The sequence below is a fragment of the Vibrio cidicii genome (assembly GCF_009665415.1).
GTDB lineage: Bacteria > Pseudomonadota > Gammaproteobacteria > Enterobacterales > Vibrionaceae > Vibrio > Vibrio cidicii.
The window spans coordinates 321,454-338,939 of sequence record NZ_CP035922.1 but is presented as its reverse complement, the minus strand read 5'-3'; the positions used below and the strand labels follow the sequence as shown (position 1 = coordinate 338,939).

Genomic DNA, 17,486 nt, shown 5'->3' with positions numbered 1-17,486 from the left:
ATGTCCGATGATGCGAAGTTTATTTTTGTCCAAGAGTCGGCAGAGCTGCTCGAACAGATGGAAGACGCACTGCTTGCCATGGAGCAATCACCCAATGATGAAGAACCTATCAACCAAGTGTTTAGAGCCATGCACACCATTAAAGGGGCTGCTGGCATCTTTGGCTTTGATTGCATTGTCGATTTTACTCACCCGGTAGAAACGCAAATGGATCTGGTGAGGAAAGGGGTGAGAAGCATCGACAGTGCTTTCATCGCTCTGCTATTAGAATGCAAAGACCATACAGAGCGCTTAGTCGGTACAGTTACAGAAGGTATGGAACATGAGATGCCCACTGAACTTGAACAAGCCGGAAGGGAACTGATAGCACAGCTATTGCAAGTATCATCAACGCCAACCCCCATCGCAAGCGAAGCGCATAACCCCCTAGAAACGCAAATGGAGCGAGAAAACAGTCGCGATTTTTGGGTGATTGCACTGGATTTCAAACCTGATGCCCTTCGCAATGGCCTAGACCCACTCTCTTTTATTCGCTATCTCCCACGTCTTGGACATATCACTGATATCGTTACACTCACGCAAGATTTACCAACGGCTGAGTTGATGGATGCAGAAAGTTGCTATCTTTCATTTCGCATCTCGCTAATCAGTGAAGCAAGCAAAACTGACATTGAGGAAGTGTTTGAATTTGTCAGAGAAGATTGTGATGTCCGCATTGTGCCTCCCAATAGTTTACAAGCGAGTTATTTAGACTTACTCGATAACCTTCCTGAAGAGAATGTACAACGCCTTGGTGAAATGTTGATTAACATCGGCGCAATCACTGAGCAAGAACTCGCATTGGCTCTGACGGAACAGAACTCGCCAGTTCAATCAGCCGATCCACAAGAGGCAGGACAGCCATTGGGTGAAATATTGGTTAAACACCAAATCGTTTCGGAACCCGTTCTCGAGAAAGCACTACACAAGCAGCAAACCAACCGAGAAAAAGCGAATAAAGAGAACCAATCGATACGCGTCGATGCGAATCGCTTGGGGCATTTGATTAACCTAGTTGGCGAGTTAGTCATCTCAAACGCCGCGGTACGTCTGATGGTCGACAAGTATCAGATGCAAGACGCACAAGAAGTGGTCACCAACGTTGAGGCGTTAGTTGAAGAAATTCGCGACCACGCGCTGCAACTAAGGATGGTACCGATTGGCGATACCTTCTCACGCTTTCGCCGTGTGGTCCGCGATGTCAGCCAAGAGTTAGGTAAAGAGATTGAGCTGGTCATCACGGGAGGAGAAGCCGAACTGGATAAAAGCGTGGTCGAAAAAATTGCTGATCCACTCACACACCTTGTTCGCAATGCCCTCGACCACGGCATTGAATCACCCGCCGAACGACGTGCCAATGGCAAGCCCAGCACAGGAACGCTGCGACTCAATGCGCTGCACGACTCTGGTCACATTGTGATCCAAATTGCCGATGACGGCGCAGGGCTGGATCTGGAAAAAATACGCAGAAAAGCTGAAGTCAACGGGCTCATCAAAGCCGATCAGACATTAAGCCGTCGTGAACTCACCCGACTGATTTTCGAACCAGGTTTAAGCACCAAAGAACAAGCCAGTAACCTATCCGGCCGAGGTGTCGGCATGGATGTAGTGAAACGTAACATTGATGCCCTACGAGGCAACGTGGAGGTCGACAGTGAAAAGGGCAAAGGAACCCTAGTCACCATTCACCTTCCTCTGACCTTAGCCATCATTGACGGATTTATGGTCGGCGTCGGCTCTGAACGCTATGTGATCCCGCTTAGCATGGTAGAAGAGTGCGTGGAGCTGGACTCGGCACAATGGTCCTCAGACAACCAGCGTCATCACATCAATCTGCGCGGCGATATGATGCCTTGCCTGCGCCTGAGAGATTTCTTTGATGTCGTGGATGAAGAGCGTACTGATCGTGAAAACTTGGTGGTGGTTCGTTTTGGACGCAGCCGGGCTGGGCTGGTGGTTGATCAGCTTTTCGGCGAACTGCAAACCGTGATTAAGCCATTAGGAAAAGTCTTTCAAGGGCTGAAAGGGATCAGTGGAGCAACGGTGTTAGGCAATGGCAACATCGCTTTAATCTTGGATATTCAAGGGCTGATTTCACTTGCGATTAAACAAGGCGAGAGCTCACATCCCAAACGTTCCAAACTCCCTATGAGTTCTCACGCGTATTAGGAGGTTCAAACATGGTGGAACTGATCACAGGCTTCGGTGTTGAACAGGACGAAAAGCAGAACTCTAGCGACGAACACATCGAACAGTACCTGACTTTTAAAGTAGCCAACGAGCTTTTTGCTATCGGCATCCTTGAAGTCAGTGAAATTATTGAGTTTGGATCGATGACCGCAATACCGATGATGCCCAACTTCATCCGTGGAGTTATCAATCTACGTGGCCAAGCGGTACCGGTGGTTGATCTCTCCGCCAGACTAGGCAAAGGGCAACGCGCGTTAGACGGACGCAGTTGCATTATTCTTGTGCAAATAGCAGGCGAGCAACACTCTCTCCCCATTGGAATGTTGGTCGACAGTGTTGACGAAATCGTTGAGATAGAGCAAGGGGGCATTCATCCGCCCCCAGCCTTTGGCGAATCCGTCGATACACAGTTTATCAAAGCGATGGCTCGCACTAATGAACTGTTTTTTATTCTATTAGATATCAAGCACCTTCTCTCATATGTGGGGGATATTGCTGCACAGCATTGGGAAACCATAGCAACCCAGCATTCAACGGCGTTCTCTGAACGCTCAATGACAACTTCATCGAACTCAGAATAACTTATTGGCAAGGGGATGGCGTCATGTTTAGTCGTTTAAAATTAAGCGCTCAAATCAGTTTGGGCTACGCGTTAGTCATGGCGATGTTGATCGCCGTATCAATCACTGCTTATTTCGGTCAGTCAAAGGCGGCTTCTGGCTTTGACAGCTACCGAGAACTGGCTAGGGACTCTAACCTCGCCAGCCAAGTGGAAATCCACATGCTGCTGACACGAGTCTATGCTAAGGATTACATCATCAACCAAAATCAGGACTCGTTACGTCTGTATCGGGACTATTTCTCTCAGTTGATGGAGCTCGTTAAACGCGCAGATGGAAGCATACAAAAACCAGAGCGTGCTGAGAACATTAAACTCATCTTAAGCTCGATTACACAGTACGACGAGACGTTTTCCCAAATCACCAAGCTCATGGAACAGCGTGATGCCATCATGAAGCAGCAGTTGGAACCTCAGGGAGGCATCATGGTCAAGTCCATGGCTAGCATCATGGACTCTGCGCATCAAGACTCGGATCCTGAAGCAACCTTCTTTGCCAGTGAAACCCAAGAATCTCTACTTTTAGCACGGCTTTATGTCACGAAATATTTGCTCTCTTACGATCAAGCCGATGCCGATCGCGCATTCAATGAGCTCAATATCGCTATGGTGGAAAGAGAAAAAAGTCTCGATGCCAATTTAGAAAACCCTGAACGCAGACGTCTGCTGGAAAACTTCATGGCGGCAAAGGCAATTTACGCTCAAGCCCTATCGGACATGAACCAAATCGCCAATAGTTTGCATAAAAAGATCACCGATGACCTTGATCGCCTTGAAAAAATCGTTTCGACGGCCAGTGAGGCGGTCACACTCTCGGTGCAAAAAGATCAAGACACTCTCGGGCCACAAGTCAAACAGGACAACGTGAATACCGTAACAACGGTAATATGGGTGTCTATGGGAGCAGTTGTGGTCAGTATCATCTTGTCGTGGTTGTTGGTCCGTATCATTAAAAAACCATTGGGGGGTGAGCCGAGAGATATGGAGACCATTGCTCGCCAAATTGCCGATGGGGACCTGAACATTCGCTTCGAACATCAAGGTCAGGCAACTGGTGTTTATGGGGCGATGCAAGAGATGGTCACTCGACTGAGCGGCATAATTGAACAAGTTCGGGGCAATGCCGACGCCCTCGTCAGCGCCTCGCAGCAGGTCAACGCCACCGCACAAACTTTAAGCCAAGGCGCAACGGAACAGGCAGCCAGCGTTGAAGAGACCACCGCTTCGGTCGAGGAGCTCAACGCCTCTGTCCAACAAAATGCCGAGAACGCTCGAGTGACGGATAGCATGGCCACCAAAGCGTCTGGCGAAGCAGAAAAAGGCGGAAAAGCCGTAGGCCGTACTGTACAAGCAATGAAAGAGATCGCCAGCAAAATTAGCCTGATCGAAGATATCGCTTACAAAACGAATCTGCTCTCCCTCAATGCTGCAATAGAGGCCGCAAGAGCGGGTGAACATGGCAAAGGGTTTACCGTCGTGGCTGCCGAAGTACGAAAACTGGCTGAAAACAGCCGAGTGACAGCCCAAGAAATCAACCAATTAGCGACCAACAGCGTCTCAATTGCCGAAGAAGCGGGTAAACTGCTGGAAGAAATAGTGCCCAGCATCAGTAAAACGGCTGATTTAGTACAAGAAATTGCTGCAGCTTCTGATGAGCAATCCAGTGGCGTGGCACAAATTAACAGCGCTATGTCGCAGTTAGATCAAACGACGCAGCAAAGTGCCGCGTCCTCAGAAGAGCTCGCCGCAACGGCGGAAGAACTGAGTGCACAGGCCGAAGCGCTGCAACAAGCGGTCGCATTTTTCCGATTGAACATGGCAAACGACAATGTTGCCCCACCACCAAAAGCAGCCCCATCGGTAAAAAAATCGGCGCCATCCCCAACACCGAAACCACAACCTTCACTGAGCTATGCTACCGCAACAGGTTTCGATGAAAGGGATTTTGAACGATTTTAGGAGATGCTATGAAGCAACTGATTGCTCAAGGAAAAGACGTTCGTGATATTGACGGCCACAGCCGTCAATATCTGACGTTTTCCGTTGCCCACCAAGTGATGGCCATTTCGATTCTTGATGTAAAAGAGATCATCGAACTCACCGATATGACGCGAGTTCCGATGACCTCACAAGAAATTCGCGGTGTCATCAACCTAAGGGGGAATGTCGTCCCCGTGGTTGACTTACCGTTTCGCTTGCTTGGCACACCTGCCAAGCTGAGTAAACGCAGTTGTATCGTTTTCGTCGAAACCGAACACAATGAAGAGCATAATCTAGTGGGAATGATGGTCGATAATGTACGTGAAATTCTCGATATTGCTGATCAGCAACTGCAATCTCCCCCTGAGTTTGGGACGGACATTGCCAACGAGTACATCCATCATATGGCGAGATACGATGAGGACTTTATTACCCTACTCAACATCAACCGCGTGCTCACATTAGAAGAGATATCACAACATCAATCCGCACTAGAACACTTACCAGAAGTGGTACATGCGTAATGAACGTGATGCAGCCTGAAACTCAAAGTGCCACGGTGTTAGAAAGTTTTCGTCCCATTACGGACGAGGAGTTCGGCTGCTTCAGAGAGTTGATCTTCCGCACTGCAGGAATATCGATGGCCGACGAAAAGAAAGTGCTCGTTTCCGGACGTTTAGCCAAAAGGCTACGCCACTATCATCTGAAGACCTTCGAACAGTATTATCAGTTAATACGCAACACCCAGCAATATCCTGGCGAAATGCAAGTGATGGTGGATCTTCTCACCACCAACGAAACCTACTTTTTCCGCGAACCGAATCACTTTGAGTTTTTGCGGCAACACCTCAAAGAGTCTCGACCCAGCGGGACATTTCGCATTTGGAGCGCGGCCTGTTCATCGGGTGAAGAGGTGTATACGCTGGCCATGACGCTGGCAGAAGCATTGCCACATAGAGCGTGGGAAGTGGTTGGCTCCGATGTCAGTCAGCGTATGCTCGACCACTGTCAAAAAGCGGTTTATCCGCTCTCTCGCCGAGGTTCGATGAGTGACTACTATCTACGCCAATACTGCCTTAAGGGCATTCGGCAGCAAGAAGGCTACTTTCTGGTTGAACGCTTTTTGCGCTCACGTTGCACCTTTCATCAAGTTAACCTCATCGAACCTTTACCCAACTTAGGGCTATTTGATGCGATCTTCTTGCGCAATGTGATGATCTATTTCAACCGCGATACCAAACAGAAGGTGATCCAAAAACTCTTACAGCAGTTGAAACCAAATGGGCTGCTTTTTATTGGTCATTCCGAATCACTGAATGGTTTAGAGCACAAAGCCAAATTAGTTCGCTCATCGATTTATCGCAAACAAAGTGAATAGCGCTATGCGTTCATCAATCCATCAAGGCAGAACTCGTATCACGCTCGGACCCGGGGAGTATCACGCTTGCCATCAAAAACCGGTATTTTCTACCATTTTGGGTTCTTGCGTGGCAACGTGCCTGTGGGATCCTGTCCATCATGTGATGGGGATGAACCATTTTTTGTTGGCGAATACAACATTCCAAAAAAGGGAACCACTGCTTTTTTCTGACGCAGGTCGATATGGCATTCACGCCATGGAGCTGCTGATCAACGCCATGCTAAAGAAAGGCGCAGAGCGTAGACATCTGCAAGCCAAGGCATTTGGCGGCTGTAACTTGCTCGATAGCAAAGGTAAAGAGATCCTGCCATTTACCATTGGGCAGCTCAATAGCCAGTTTGTGGTCGAATTTCTTAAACAGGAGGGAATCCCCTTAATCGCGTTCAGTTTAGGCGGAGCACATGCCCGAGTCGTTCATTTTGTTTCAGACGACGATTTCAGCGTCTATGTTAAACGCGTTGGTCATCAAAATCAGGACACGCTCGCCAAGCAAGAAAGAGCCTTCCTATTACAGCAATCACAACAAAAATCACGCCCAATTCAGTTCTGGTAATCAATAATGCTGGCAGTAAAAAGGAACAACCTATGGCCATTAAAGTATTAATCGTCGATGACTCAGCCGTGGTGAGGCAAGTGTTAACTGAACAACTGCATGGTGAGTCAAATATTGACGTGATTGGCTCTGCCTCTGACCCGATTTTCGCCATGAAAAAAATGCAGCAGCAATGGCCCGATGTGGTCATTCTCGATATCGAAATGCCTCGTATGGATGGCATTACGTTCCTTAAAAAACTGATGGCAGAAAGGCCAACGGCGGTGGTGATTTGCTCAACGTTAACCGGCATTGGCGCACAAGTGACCATGGAGGCGATGGCAGCTGGCGCGATCGATATTATCACCAAGCCGAAAGCGGGTTTAAAATCCTTCTTGCAAGAAAGCAAAATCGCCATGATTCAAGCCATCAAAGGAGCCGCCGCCGCTAACGTTAACAAGCTTCAAAGCCAATCAAGTTCGGCAAAGCCACACTCTCCACAGCCCCTTACACCACTAAAGAGTGCGCCAAAACTGAGCGCAGACGTTATCCTGTCAAGCAGCAAAGCCAAACCGATGGCAGAGACCACCGATCGCGTCATCGCCATCGGCACGTCAACGGGGGGCACACAAGCATTAGAGGTGGTGCTGAAACAGCTTGAACCCAGTGCGCCGGGCATCGTTGTCGTGCAACATATGCCAGAACAGTTCACCGCCTCTTTTGCTCAAAGGCTCAATCAATTGTGCAGAGTGAACGTGAAAGAAGCGGAAAATAATGATCGCGTGTTGCCGGGGTTGGTGCTGATTGCCAATGGCGGCAAACACATGCTGCTTAGACGCAGTGGCGCTCAGTATCGGGTGGAACTCAAGGATGGTCCTCTCGTCAGTCGTCACCGACCTTCGGTAAATGTGCTGTTTCGCTCGGTGGCCAATGCGGCCGGAGCCAATGCGACGGGCATCATCATGACCGGCATGGGCGACGATGGCGCGCAGGGAATGAAAGAGATGCACGAGGCAGGCGCGCTCACCATAGCGCAAGATGAGAGCAGTTGTGTGGTGTACGGCATGCCCAAAGAAGCGGTCAAATTGGGTGCGGTCGACCACATTGTGACGCTAGATGCGATTCCGAAACTGATCATGTCACTCAAAAATGCGTAGCCAGACAACCACCAATGAGCGCGTTATCAAAAACTTTTCTGTGTCTATGGTACTTTCCACTCTATTTCACGAGAATTGGGACAACACAGTAGATTAATTGAATGAAATAGAGTCTGATACCCTAAAAGATGAATAAAACAATTCAACTTAAGAAATTGATTAATTAAATAATTAATTCACTCTAGACACAAACCTATTTTGGGGAATGGCTATGTTTACTATAAATGTCGACAACGAAATTGAGCTGGCTTTGGTGCAAGAATCCCTTGCGCCTTTGTATAAAGAGCTAGTGGCAGAGCAGAAAACTTATCTCTCCCAATGGCTTGCTTGGCCTGAATTTTGTACCTCTGAGCAAGATTTCCGTCTGTTTGTACACCGTTCGCTGCACGATTACGCTGATGGCAAATCACTTACCTGCGCAATTTTTTACCATGGCGATCTGGTCGGCAATATTGGCCTGCATGAAATCAATCCAGAGCTTGGCCGCACTTGTATCGGCTATTGGCTGGCTGAATCGTATAAAGGCAAAGGCATCGTCACCCGTGCGGCGCAGACGCTGATTAAGCATGCGTTTGACACGCTAGGTTTAGAGAAAGTGCAATTGCAAGCAGCGAAAGAGAACCTGGCCAGCAGGGCGGTGGCGGAGCGCCTTGGTATGACGCTCGAAGGCATCATCACTCGCAATGAGAAGGTGCAAGATAGGGTGCTGGATCATGCCATTTATGGCCTACACAAACACACCTGCCAATAAGAAACTCAGCCGAAAATCAAGGTTTTCGGCTGATGATTATTTTTACTCTTTTGCTACCGCTTTGATCAACACTGAGGTATCCATTCGTCCTAACCCCTGCTGCTGCAGCTTGGCGTACTGAGCGTCGACTTGCTCAGTCAGTGGCAGCGTTAAACCAACGCGTTCCGCTTCTTGCAGACAGAAACCGAGATCTTTGCGCATCCAATCGATGGCGAAGCCAAAATCAAACTTGCCTTGTGCCATGGTCTGGGCGCGATTTTCCATCTGCCAAGAACCAGCCGCGCCGTGTTTTAGCGTGTTGACAACCTGCTCAATATCTAAGCCCGATTTTTGTGCCAGTAGCAGCGCTTCACTCAGCCCTTGCAGCACGCCAGCGATACAAATCTGGTTCACCATTTTGCAACGTTGTCCTTGGCCATTTTCACCCAGCAAAGTGATCTGTTTGGCGTAGACATCCATCACTGGCGAGACATTAGCAAACACGTCGGCATCACCACCACACATGATGGTTAGCACGCCATTTTCAGCGCCAGCTTGGCCACCAGAAACAGGCGCATCAATGAAATTCACCGCCATTTTTTGACATGCGGCGGCCAGCTCAATCGCCAGCTCAGCGGAGGTCGTGGTGTGGTCAACCAAGGTCGCGCCCGCTTTTAGCCCAGCCAGTACGCCATTTTCACCGTATACCACGCTGCGTACATCGTCATCATTGCCGACACAAACAAACACAACATCACAACCAAGCGCGGCCTCACCAGGGGTTTCAAACGCTTGGCCTTGATGCTGCTGGGCCCATTTTTCTGCTTTGGCAAATGTACGGTTGTAAACCCGGGTTTGGTAACCCGCTTTGCTCAAATAGCCTGCCATTGGGTAGCCCATGACTCCCAATCCAATAAAGGCAACTGTTTTGATTTCCATTCTTGCTCCCCAATGACGTTGTTATCAGTTTCAATCAACTTGTTATCGATTTCGCGCCGCACATGATAACTGAAAAACCGCACTCGCGACCATATCCCTTCCCCAATTGCACCGCTTTATGTCAGAATGGCGCCAACCTATTGAGACAAAAACAAGCTGTAACTATGAATTTTGCTGCCGCCATCTTCGATATGGATGGACTTCTACTCGACACCGAACGTGTCTGTATGCAGGTTTTCGAACAAGCCTGTCATGCGCAAAACCTACCTTTTTACAAAGAGACTTACCTCTCGGTGATTGGCCGTAATGCCGCAGGCATTGAAGCGGTGCTGCGCAAAGCGTATGGGGATGACCTCGACCGCCTACACGCCGAGTGGCGCCAGCGTTACAACCAAGTGGTATTTCATGAGGCTATTCCGGTCAAAGCTGGCGTGATCGAGCTGTTACAGTGGCTAAAAGCTCAGCAAATCCCAACGGCGGTGGCCACCTCGACGCAAAAAGAGGTCGCGTCAGTCAAACTCAAGCTCGCCGGGCTGGATCACTACTTCGACAGCATCACCACCGGGTGCGAAGTAAGCCACGGCAAACCCGACCCAGAAATCTACTTACTCGCCGCCAGCAGACTCAAGATCGCACCAGAGCGCTGTTTGGCTTTTGAAGATTCCAACAACGGCGTACGCGCGGCGGTGGCAGCGCAGATGATCACCTACCAAATCCCCGATTTGGTTGAACCTTGCGCCGAAGTGAAAGGCTTTGGCCACCACATCTGCCCTTCGCTGACTGACGTATTGGCGCAGCTCAGTGAGCAACATTAGCAACAAACACGAACAACAAAGGGGCGAACTGCCCCTTTGTGCTTTATTACGTCTACATACTGTCTACGGCTATTGAAACTCTGCACCCGCAGCGGCGACAAACGCCATCTCAACCAAATAGTTCGGATCAGCCAGTTCAGCTTTGACACACGCGCGGCTCGGCGCACAACCTTGCGGGAACCAACTGTCCCACACTTGGTTTAATGCATCGAAATGGGCGAAATCGGTCACGTAGATGGTCACCGAAAGAACGCGAGAGCGGTCGCTACCAATCTTCGCCAACTGCACTTCTGCCTGAGACAAAATCTGTTCCACTTGGCCTTTCATATCTGCCGAAGTATCACTGTCCGCCACTTCAACAAAATGGGCGATGCCATTAAAAACGGTAATATCTGACCAGCGATTGCCGGGGTTAATGCGATGAATTGTCATGCTTATTTTCTCTTTAACTTCAAACCAAGCGCAGAAGTATCTCAAGTTATCATCAGGCTTTCCAGCCAAGAGGCGTTAACACGCCCCTTGATGTTCCAGTAAACAGACCGGGCTACCTACTTGGCAACTAAACCCACTTGGGCTCAGTAAGCCGGTTTGCCTGTCGCGGCGAAAACTGACCACATTATGCGAGTGCTGATTGGCAACCAGCAACCATTTACCGTCACGCGACAGCACAAAATCACGCGGAAACTGGCCGCCAGTATCAACAGCGCCAATCCATTCAGGCTGGGTGTGGCTGAGTGCAAAAATGGCAATTTTATTCTGCCTGCGACACGAGACATAAAGAAACCGCTCATCTGGGGACAAGCGAATCGCCGAGGCGGCTTCGCCGTTGCTTTCACCCGGGAGCAATGGTTGCTGCGAGCAGAGATGCCACTGTTCGCCGCGGCGCTCAATCACCATCAAGGTTTCAAAAAGCTCTGCAACTAGGTAAAGGCGATCTTCCTCTTGCGTTAACATCAGATGACGCGGACCGCAGCCCGGTGGCAATGAGAGAGATTGATGCAGGCTGAAGGTCTCATTTTGTCTATCGATAGCAAAAATATTGAGACGATCCGCGCCCAGATCGACCACCAGCAAATACGGACTGTGGCGCAAGAAGGTAGCCTGATGAGCATGCGGCGCGGTTTGTCTCGCCTGATTTGGCCCACAGCCATCAACAAACAGTTCTGTCAGTTTGCCAATCGGCTTGCCAGTTTCATCCAACTTGAAGATTGAAGTGTTGCCAGAGCCGTAATTGGCCACCGCGCAAAACCGTTGCTCACGGTCAATATCGAGATGACACGGGTAATCGCCTGCGATCTCAATTTGCGCCGTATCGTGACAGCCAAGCCATACCAGTTGCGGTGCTTGTGCCTGCGCCACTTCACTGAACGTGTATAAACCGCGTGCAGTTTGGGTGAGATAAGAGGGATTGGCTAACACCGCCAACTCATTGAACGGGATCAACTCACCCGTTTCGCTATTTAATTCCAGTTGTGCGACGCCTTCGCTGATGCTGGGTTGATCGGTATAAGTGCCAAGATAAAAATGTAAATTGCCTGTCGTCATTAGGATTTATGCTTCCATCGCTTCTCGTTATCTCTCTACCTTGCCGCCTGTCGGCGTAGGCGGCAACGGCTTTCGCTAATCAGTGCGCAAATTTGTGAAGCAGTTGCTCCGTCGGCCTGACAAGCGCCACAATCGCCTCATCAAATAGCACAGCTTTTTCGTTTAACACGGCTTGGTAAGCGTGGTATTGCTCTGCGCTTATTGTGGCGCTCTCGGACAATTTCTCCAATAAGAACAAGGCCAAATCAGCCACCTCAGTGGTCGCTTGTGCCAGTGGTACACTTTGCGCCCCAGAGGCGCTTCGTGCTAGCAGTTCAAGCGACTGCGTGGCGGCCCATTTCGCCGTCTGGTAATGGCTGGTTAATGAGGCGAGAATCACTTGGCACTCTGCTCTCTGGCCGAAATCCACGTCGCGAAGCAGTTGTTCCATCTGATAGACGGCGAGGCTTTCTACCGCCAAGGCATCAACAAAACGGTTAAGCCGCTCATATTGATTGTAACGTTCGCCACAAGTCGGCGTTGCCTGCCACTTTTGCCAATGCCTTGCGTAGTATTGTCCGGGCTCTGTGTACAGGGCGAGCACCGCCAGCGGCGTACTGTCAAAGCCCATCGCCAGCCGCATTAAGCCCAGTTGCGCGTCGGCCTGATGGCGTAAACCGAGTGAAAGCTGCGACCAAGTATCGATACCCTGCATACGGCGATACATGCTCTGCGCATCGCGCTGCTCAACACTCGACCAAAAACGTTCTGCGATAGCGAAACTGCGCGGCCACAAACGCGCTTCGATCGTCATCGAGTCGACCAGCTCTCCCCAAATGGTGATTTCACCGCCGAGGATCAACGCTCGCTCGTTTTCACTAAGTTCAGCAGGGTAGCCGCCCTTTGCCTCTGGCAGTGTGTTTTGCGGCCAATCGCTGCTGGCACTTAACACGCCAGTAACGGGATAACGCACATTACCAATCCGTTGATAACTGCCGTTAGCAAGCTGCTCGCCAGCAAACTGGTAGTGGAATTCCGTGTAGGACATGAAGGTGTCGAGATGACCGCGAAAACGTACGCCGGGAAGGTATTCCAACACGGTGACAGCCTGACGAGATCGGCCATGGTAATCGCTAAAAGCGCGTACCTGCCCTTGCACACTTTCAATGATGATCAGATTGCCACTTAGCGCCTCTCCTTTAGGCCGCGGCTTATGCCAGGTGTAACAGACAAACTTGTCGTTTGCCGTCAACTGATCATCCACGGCTAAACCTTGCGGCATGGGATCGTTGCGATAGTGGTAACTGGTGGGCTGCGGCTGATCAAGATAGTAGCCGGTGGATAAAATCCCTTGATAGCCCTGCTTAGCGGCGCGGCCAATGCTGTCGTGCCCTTGCCAGCTTTGGATGACCACCGACGTCGGCAGATCTTGGTGCCACACTTCGTCCCAGCCGATGATGTTACGTCCATGCGCCGCCAGCATGCTCTCGACTTGGGTATTGAGGTAGGACTGCAAACCGCGTTCACCATCAAGCTGATGCTCTTGGATAAAACGCTGAATGCGTGGATTATCGCGCCACTGTTGGTAGTCGGGTTCGTCTCCACCAATATGCACATACCGGTCGGGGAAAAGCGCCACCACTTCGTGAAAAATGCTCGCCAGAAAGCTCAACAGCTCGGGATTGGTTGGGTCCATCAGCGGCGCAAACACGCCCCATCCACGTTGCTGTGGGTAGGTTTGCCCGCTGGGGCCAGACATCAGATGCGGATAGGCATGCGCCACCGCAGAGGCGTGGCCGGGCAAGGAGATCTCCGGTATCACCCGTATCCCCAGCGCGCGAGCATATTCGATCACCTGCGACACCTCGGCTTTGCTGTATACATCACCATCAGCACTTTGCTGCCACAGTTTGGGGTAGCTTTCGAACTGAATGCGAATGCCTTGATCGTCCCAAAAGTGCCAGTGGAATACGTTGAGTTTGGCGGCAGCCATCGCATCGAGTTGGCGCAAAATAACGGGCAGATCAATGTAGCGACGGGCCGTGTCATAGGAAACGCCTCGCCAGCCAAATCTCGGCGCATCCGTGATAGACAGCGCTGGGAGGTAGTAGCCCTGAGCATCGCTTTCAATCAATTGCAAGAAGGTTTCCAGCGCATGCAAGGCCCCCACTGGCTGCGGCGCGCGGATCACCACTTGCCCCTCTGTTGCGTGCAAATGATAAGACTCGTCCCAACCCAAATTCGGCACGTCGCTTGGCGGCGCACTAGCGATATCCACCACTAACGTCGCGCTTTGCTGCGACGAGGCTTGCCAGTGCAACATCGGCACGCCCGTTTGCCGATAGAGGCGCTCCAATGTACCTTTGAGCTTTTTCATCACCGTTTTGCATCGATAACCTTTAAGCAGCATGCTGAAGTTGGCATCGATAGCAATTCGTCCAGAAAGGAGCTGCACTTGCTGCGGATAGGGCATTAGATTAAGTTCACGGTTGGCCGCCATGCTGCCTCCTTAGATAAGAAATAGAACTCTGCGTGAGCAGCGCCTAAACCCCGCCTGACTCAAGCTGTAGATGACGCATACTCTGGGCCGGAATGATTGCGCCTGAATGCTGAATAACCAGTGCGGCCAAACGGTGAGCAAGCTCAGCCGATGCTTGTGGCCCACTCCCAGAGCATCGCCCAGCCAGATAGCCAGCAGCGAATGCATCGCCCGCGGCGCAGGTATCAACTACATGAGCGACTTTTTCAGCCTCAACACTCAGCGATCGCACTTCACCCTGCTGACGCACAAGCAACTGGCAGGGCTGCGCACCACGTTTGACAACCACCTCAGCGCAGTTCCACTGTTGGTATCGCTCATACAAAGGCTGCTCTTGCCCCCATATTTGCTCGTCATCTTCTTGCGTGATGAAAGCGAGATAGACCCAAGGCAGCAGCTCACCATACCAGTGCCGCGCCTGTTTCGCCGACCAAAGCTGGGGACGAAAATTGTTATCAAACGCCACTTTGCCGCCCGCCAACGAGAAATCGCGCAACTTGTCAATCAGCCGCGCTTTGTCTGCGTCAGGCAAAATCGCAAGGCTGATACCACTCAAGTAAAGCCAATCGAGTTCCCCTGCTTGCAATGCACGCTCCAGCGGGCTTAGCTGCGCGTCGGAAAGATAAAATTTCGCTGCGGCGCTATCACGCCAATAGTGGAAACTGCGCTCACCAGAGGCATCATTGCTCACTAGGTACAGTCCGGGCAGCCGCCCTGCATGGCGCGTCACCAGCGAGGTGTCAATGCCTTCAGCTTTCCAAGCCACGAGCAGTTGCTGCGACAGGTCATCGTCTCCCAACCCTGTCGCGTAATAAACCGCTATCGGGCTATCTTGGCACAGGCGAGCGAGATAGAGCGCGCTGTTGAGCGTGTCGCCACCAAAACCTTGTTTGAGCGGCTGGCCGCTCAGTTCAATCATGCATTCACCGAAAAAGGCAACCTTAAGCTTGCTGACGCTCATACGCGATCCGCACGGTAGCAGGTGACGTCCACTTCCACTTTTACATCCACTACCAAATCACACACCATACAGATGCGCGCCGGTGGATGAGTGGCGAAAAATTCGCTAAACACTTTATTGAACGACTGAAAATAGCGCGCATCGGTAAGGATCACTTTCACATGCACCACATCTTCCAGCGTGTAACCGGCCTCGTGCATAATATCGACACAGTTTTGCAGCGCGAGACGCGATTGCTCGACGATCCCGCCTTCGACAACTTCACCCTCTCTCATCGGGGTTTGCCCCGAAACATACAAAAAGCCGCCTGCTTCGGTGGCACGGGCAAAGGGCAAATGCTGTCCACCCGTTCCTACGCCACCTTCTACGCCGTATCGTTTTATCGTCATTGTTATTGTCCTTTTGCTGTTAGAGAACCCGTTGTCTGCCTAGCGGCGATTCACACGGTTTCTGGTTTAAATTGACTTCGATAGAGAAACCGACCTGCTCGAGTCGGCGCTACTTCGCCAGCTTGATAAGAGAGCTGCCCGTTGACAAACACCGCTTCAATGCCTTGCGCGGCTGAAATTGGATTGGCAAAGGTCGCGGTATCTTTGATGGTGCGCGGGTTAAACAGCACCAAGTCGGCAAAAGCGCCCAGCCGAATCACGCCGCGATCCGCCAGTTTGAAACGCTGCGCCGACATCCCGGTCATCTTAAAAATCGCCTCGGCAAGGGAGAAAAGCTTCTCCTCGCGGCAGTAGTGTCCAAGCACTCGGGGAAAAGCGCCCCACAAACGCGGGTGGGGATGCGGATCGTTGGGCAAACCATCGGACCCCACCATGGTTAACGGGTATTTCAGCACTCGTTGAACATCTTGCTCTGCCATGCAGTGGTAGACCGCGCCCGCAGGCAGCAGTGCTTTTGCGGCCTGCATCAGCGGTAACTGTAAATCGGCGGCTATCTGCTTGAGGGTTTTGCCCGCCTGCTGTGACAATCCTTTTGACCAGGTAATAAAAATATCAATTTCGTCATTCACTTGCGCTAAATCTAAGGTTGAGGAGCTGGCCGAATAAGGGTAGCAATCGCAACTGACCTCTTGCTGGGCTGCTGCGCTCTCCATCCGCTCCAGTACTTGCACACTGCGCCCCCAGTTTCCTGCGCCCGCGCATTTCAAATGAGAAATCACCACAGGCACCCGCGCTTGTCTGCCCGTCGCAAACGCTTCGTCCATCGCGGTGAGGATCTCGGCAAACTCGCTGCGCATATGCGTGGTGTAAACACCTTGATAATCGGCCAACACCTTAGCCAGTTGCACCACCTCTTCGGCGGTGGCTTGCTTGGCACTGGCGTACGCCAGACCCGAGCTGAGCCCGAGCGCCCCCTGCTCCATCGCTTCTGCCAGTGCCGCGCGCATCTGCTCGATTTCCGCTTGCGTGGCTGGGCGCTGCAAGTGGTCCATCAGGTTGTTGCGCAGCGTGGTATGGCCAACCAGTGCCGCAACATTCACTGCCGGTTTAGCCTGCTCGACCGCCGCGGCATAGTGAGCAAATGTGGGATAAACGAAATCGCTCTGTTCACCAAGCAGATTCATTGGATCCGGCGGTTCTCCGCTCAGCACCGCAGGGCTGGCGCTGATGCCGCAGTTGCCCACAATCACAGTGGTGACGCCTTGGCTAATTTTGGCCAAACAGTGCGGAAAACGGATCACGTTGGTGTCGTCATGAGTGTGCACATCGATAAATCCGGGCGCTAGTGCTAGACCTTGCCCGTCAATCACTTGCTGCGCCGACGCGTTTGCGAGCTGTCCAAGCTGAACTATGCGATCTTGCTTTATCGCGACGTCGGCAATAAATGGCGTCGCGCCTGTGCCGTCGTAAATCTCGGCCTGTTTGATGAGGGTGTCGAACTGCATGCGGGTTTGCGTCCATGCCAAAATAAGAGGAAGTGATCTTAAAGCTTGGCCATTTCGAATCAGTGATGTCTCCCGCAAAGCATCGAGCAAAGTTTGATAGTTTCTATCACGGCGCTTAGCATTATCAAAAATAAGTATTACTTATCA

The 17,486-nt window shown here is 51.2% G+C and carries 16 protein-coding genes; 9 read left to right on the top strand and 7 right to left on the bottom strand.

Annotated features, from left to right (window positions below; genetic code table 11):
• The 8 genes from EWA64_RS17030 to EWA64_RS16995 all read left to right on the top strand — a co-directional run bounded on the left by EWA64_RS17030 (position 1) and on the right by EWA64_RS16995 (position 8,688).
• On the top strand, positions 1-2,208 hold the full coding sequence (locus EWA64_RS17030) for a chemotaxis protein CheA (RefSeq protein WP_061896048.1): 2,208 nt from the start codon (positions 1-3) through the stop codon (positions 2,206-2,208).
• Between the two features lie 11 nt (positions 2,209-2,219).
• Positions 2,220-2,810, top strand: coding sequence for a chemotaxis protein CheW (locus tag EWA64_RS17025; protein WP_065860356.1), 591 nt, complete (start codon positions 2,220-2,222; stop codon positions 2,808-2,810).
• Positions 2,811-2,833: 23 nt separating this feature from the next.
• Positions 2,834-4,807, top strand: a complete 1,974-nt coding sequence (locus tag EWA64_RS17020) for a methyl-accepting chemotaxis protein (protein ID WP_061896049.1) — start codon at positions 2,834-2,836, stop codon at positions 4,805-4,807.
• 8 nt (positions 4,808-4,815) lie between these two features.
• Positions 4,816-5,352 (top strand): chemotaxis protein CheW, encoded by a 537-nt coding sequence (locus EWA64_RS17015; protein WP_061896050.1) that lies wholly within the window; start codon positions 4,816-4,818, stop codon positions 5,350-5,352.
• Complete coding sequence (locus EWA64_RS17010) at positions 5,352-6,206, top strand: CheR family methyltransferase (protein ID WP_212590094.1); 855 nt, start codon at positions 5,352-5,354, stop codon at positions 6,204-6,206. Before EWA64_RS17015 ends, EWA64_RS17010 begins: the two co-directional genes overlap by 1 nt.
• A gap of 4 nt (positions 6,207-6,210) precedes the next feature.
• Positions 6,211-6,801 (top strand): chemotaxis protein CheD, encoded by a 591-nt coding sequence (locus tag EWA64_RS17005; RefSeq protein WP_061896051.1) that lies wholly within the window; start codon positions 6,211-6,213, stop codon positions 6,799-6,801.
• A gap of 32 nt (positions 6,802-6,833) precedes the next feature.
• Complete coding sequence (locus tag EWA64_RS17000; protein WP_061896052.1) at positions 6,834-7,937, top strand: protein-glutamate methylesterase/protein-glutamine glutaminase; 1,104 nt, start codon at positions 6,834-6,836, stop codon at positions 7,935-7,937.
• Between the two features lie 211 nt (positions 7,938-8,148).
• On the top strand, positions 8,149-8,688 hold the full coding sequence (locus tag EWA64_RS16995; RefSeq protein WP_061896053.1) for a GNAT family N-acetyltransferase: 540 nt from the start codon (positions 8,149-8,151) through the stop codon (positions 8,686-8,688).
• Between the two features lie 42 nt (positions 8,689-8,730).
• Here EWA64_RS16995 and EWA64_RS16990 read toward each other — a convergent pair whose 3' ends face one another.
• Positions 8,731-9,606 (bottom strand): NAD(P)-dependent oxidoreductase, encoded by an 876-nt coding sequence (locus tag EWA64_RS16990; protein ID WP_061896054.1) that lies wholly within the window; start codon positions 9,604-9,606, stop codon positions 8,731-8,733.
• Positions 9,607-9,770: 164 nt separating this feature from the next.
• On the opposite strand from EWA64_RS16990, the gene EWA64_RS16985 reads away from it, so the two are divergent.
• On the top strand, positions 9,771-10,421 hold the full coding sequence (locus tag EWA64_RS16985; RefSeq protein ID WP_061896055.1) for an HAD family hydrolase: 651 nt from the start codon (positions 9,771-9,773) through the stop codon (positions 10,419-10,421).
• Between the two features lie 69 nt (positions 10,422-10,490).
• On the opposite strand, the gene EWA64_RS16980 is transcribed toward EWA64_RS16985, so the two are convergent.
• From EWA64_RS16980 to EWA64_RS16955, 6 genes are all read right to left on the bottom strand, one after another.
• Positions 10,491-10,853 (bottom strand): RidA family protein, encoded by a 363-nt coding sequence (locus EWA64_RS16980; protein ID WP_061896056.1) that lies wholly within the window; start codon positions 10,851-10,853, stop codon positions 10,491-10,493.
• A gap of 75 nt (positions 10,854-10,928) precedes the next feature.
• On the bottom strand, positions 10,929-11,966 hold the full coding sequence (locus EWA64_RS16975) for a lactonase family protein (RefSeq protein ID WP_061896057.1): 1,038 nt from the start codon (positions 11,964-11,966) through the stop codon (positions 10,929-10,931).
• A gap of 79 nt (positions 11,967-12,045) precedes the next feature.
• On the bottom strand, positions 12,046-14,445 hold the full coding sequence (locus EWA64_RS16970; RefSeq protein WP_061896058.1) for a beta-N-acetylhexosaminidase: 2,400 nt from the start codon (positions 14,443-14,445) through the stop codon (positions 12,046-12,048).
• A 43-nt stretch (positions 14,446-14,488) separates the two neighbouring features.
• Positions 14,489-15,445, bottom strand: coding sequence for a sugar kinase (locus EWA64_RS16965; RefSeq protein ID WP_061896059.1), 957 nt, complete (start codon positions 15,443-15,445; stop codon positions 14,489-14,491).
• A complete protein-coding gene (locus EWA64_RS16960) occupies positions 15,442-15,834 on the bottom strand; it encodes a RidA family protein (protein WP_061896060.1) in 393 nt (130 codons plus the stop codon). The genes EWA64_RS16965 and EWA64_RS16960 overlap by 4 nt, the downstream gene beginning before the upstream one ends.
• Before the next feature lie 50 nt (positions 15,835-15,884).
• Positions 15,885-17,339 carry an N-acyl-D-amino-acid deacylase family protein gene (locus EWA64_RS16955; protein WP_061896061.1) on the bottom strand — a complete coding sequence of 485 codons (1,455 nt, stop codon included), beginning with the start codon at positions 17,337-17,339 and terminating at the stop codon, positions 15,885-15,887.
• Positions 17,340-17,486: the final 147 nt, after the last annotated feature.

Excerpts from the sequence above, each read along its gene's own strand:
- EWA64_RS17030 (WP_061896048.1), top strand. The coding sequence starts at position 1 with ATGTCCGATGATGCGAAGTTTATTTTTGTCCAAGAGTCGGCAGAGCTG.
- EWA64_RS17025 (WP_065860356.1), top strand. The coding sequence starts at position 2,220 with ATGGTGGAACTGATCACAGGCTTCGGTGTTGAACAGGACGAAAAGCAG.
- EWA64_RS17020 (WP_061896049.1), top strand. The coding sequence starts at position 2,834 with ATGTTTAGTCGTTTAAAATTAAGCGCTCAAATCAGTTTGGGCTACGCG.
- EWA64_RS17015 (WP_061896050.1), top strand. The coding sequence starts at position 4,816 with ATGAAGCAACTGATTGCTCAAGGAAAAGACGTTCGTGATATTGACGGC.
- EWA64_RS17010 (WP_212590094.1), top strand. The coding sequence starts at position 5,352 with ATGAACGTGATGCAGCCTGAAACTCAAAGTGCCACGGTGTTAGAAAGT.
- EWA64_RS17005 (WP_061896051.1), top strand. The coding sequence starts at position 6,211 with ATGCGTTCATCAATCCATCAAGGCAGAACTCGTATCACGCTCGGACCC.
- EWA64_RS17000 (WP_061896052.1), top strand. The coding sequence starts at position 6,834 with ATGGCCATTAAAGTATTAATCGTCGATGACTCAGCCGTGGTGAGGCAA.
- EWA64_RS16995 (WP_061896053.1), top strand. The coding sequence starts at position 8,149 with ATGTTTACTATAAATGTCGACAACGAAATTGAGCTGGCTTTGGTGCAA.
- EWA64_RS16990 (WP_061896054.1), bottom strand. The coding sequence starts at position 9,606 with ATGGAAATCAAAACAGTTGCCTTTATTGGATTGGGAGTCATGGGCTAC.
- EWA64_RS16985 (WP_061896055.1), top strand. The coding sequence starts at position 9,771 with ATGAATTTTGCTGCCGCCATCTTCGATATGGATGGACTTCTACTCGAC.
- EWA64_RS16980 (WP_061896056.1), bottom strand. The coding sequence starts at position 10,853 with ATGACAATTCATCGCATTAACCCCGGCAATCGCTGGTCAGATATTACC.
- EWA64_RS16975 (WP_061896057.1), bottom strand. The coding sequence starts at position 11,966 with ATGACGACAGGCAATTTACATTTTTATCTTGGCACTTATACCGATCAA.
- EWA64_RS16970 (WP_061896058.1), bottom strand. The coding sequence starts at position 14,445 with ATGGCGGCCAACCGTGAACTTAATCTAATGCCCTATCCGCAGCAAGTG.
- EWA64_RS16965 (WP_061896059.1), bottom strand. The coding sequence starts at position 15,445 with ATGAGCGTCAGCAAGCTTAAGGTTGCCTTTTTCGGTGAATGCATGATT.
- EWA64_RS16960 (WP_061896060.1), bottom strand. The coding sequence starts at position 15,834 with ATGACGATAAAACGATACGGCGTAGAAGGTGGCGTAGGAACGGGTGGA.
- EWA64_RS16955 (WP_061896061.1), bottom strand. The coding sequence starts at position 17,339 with ATGCAGTTCGACACCCTCATCAAACAGGCCGAGATTTACGACGGCACA.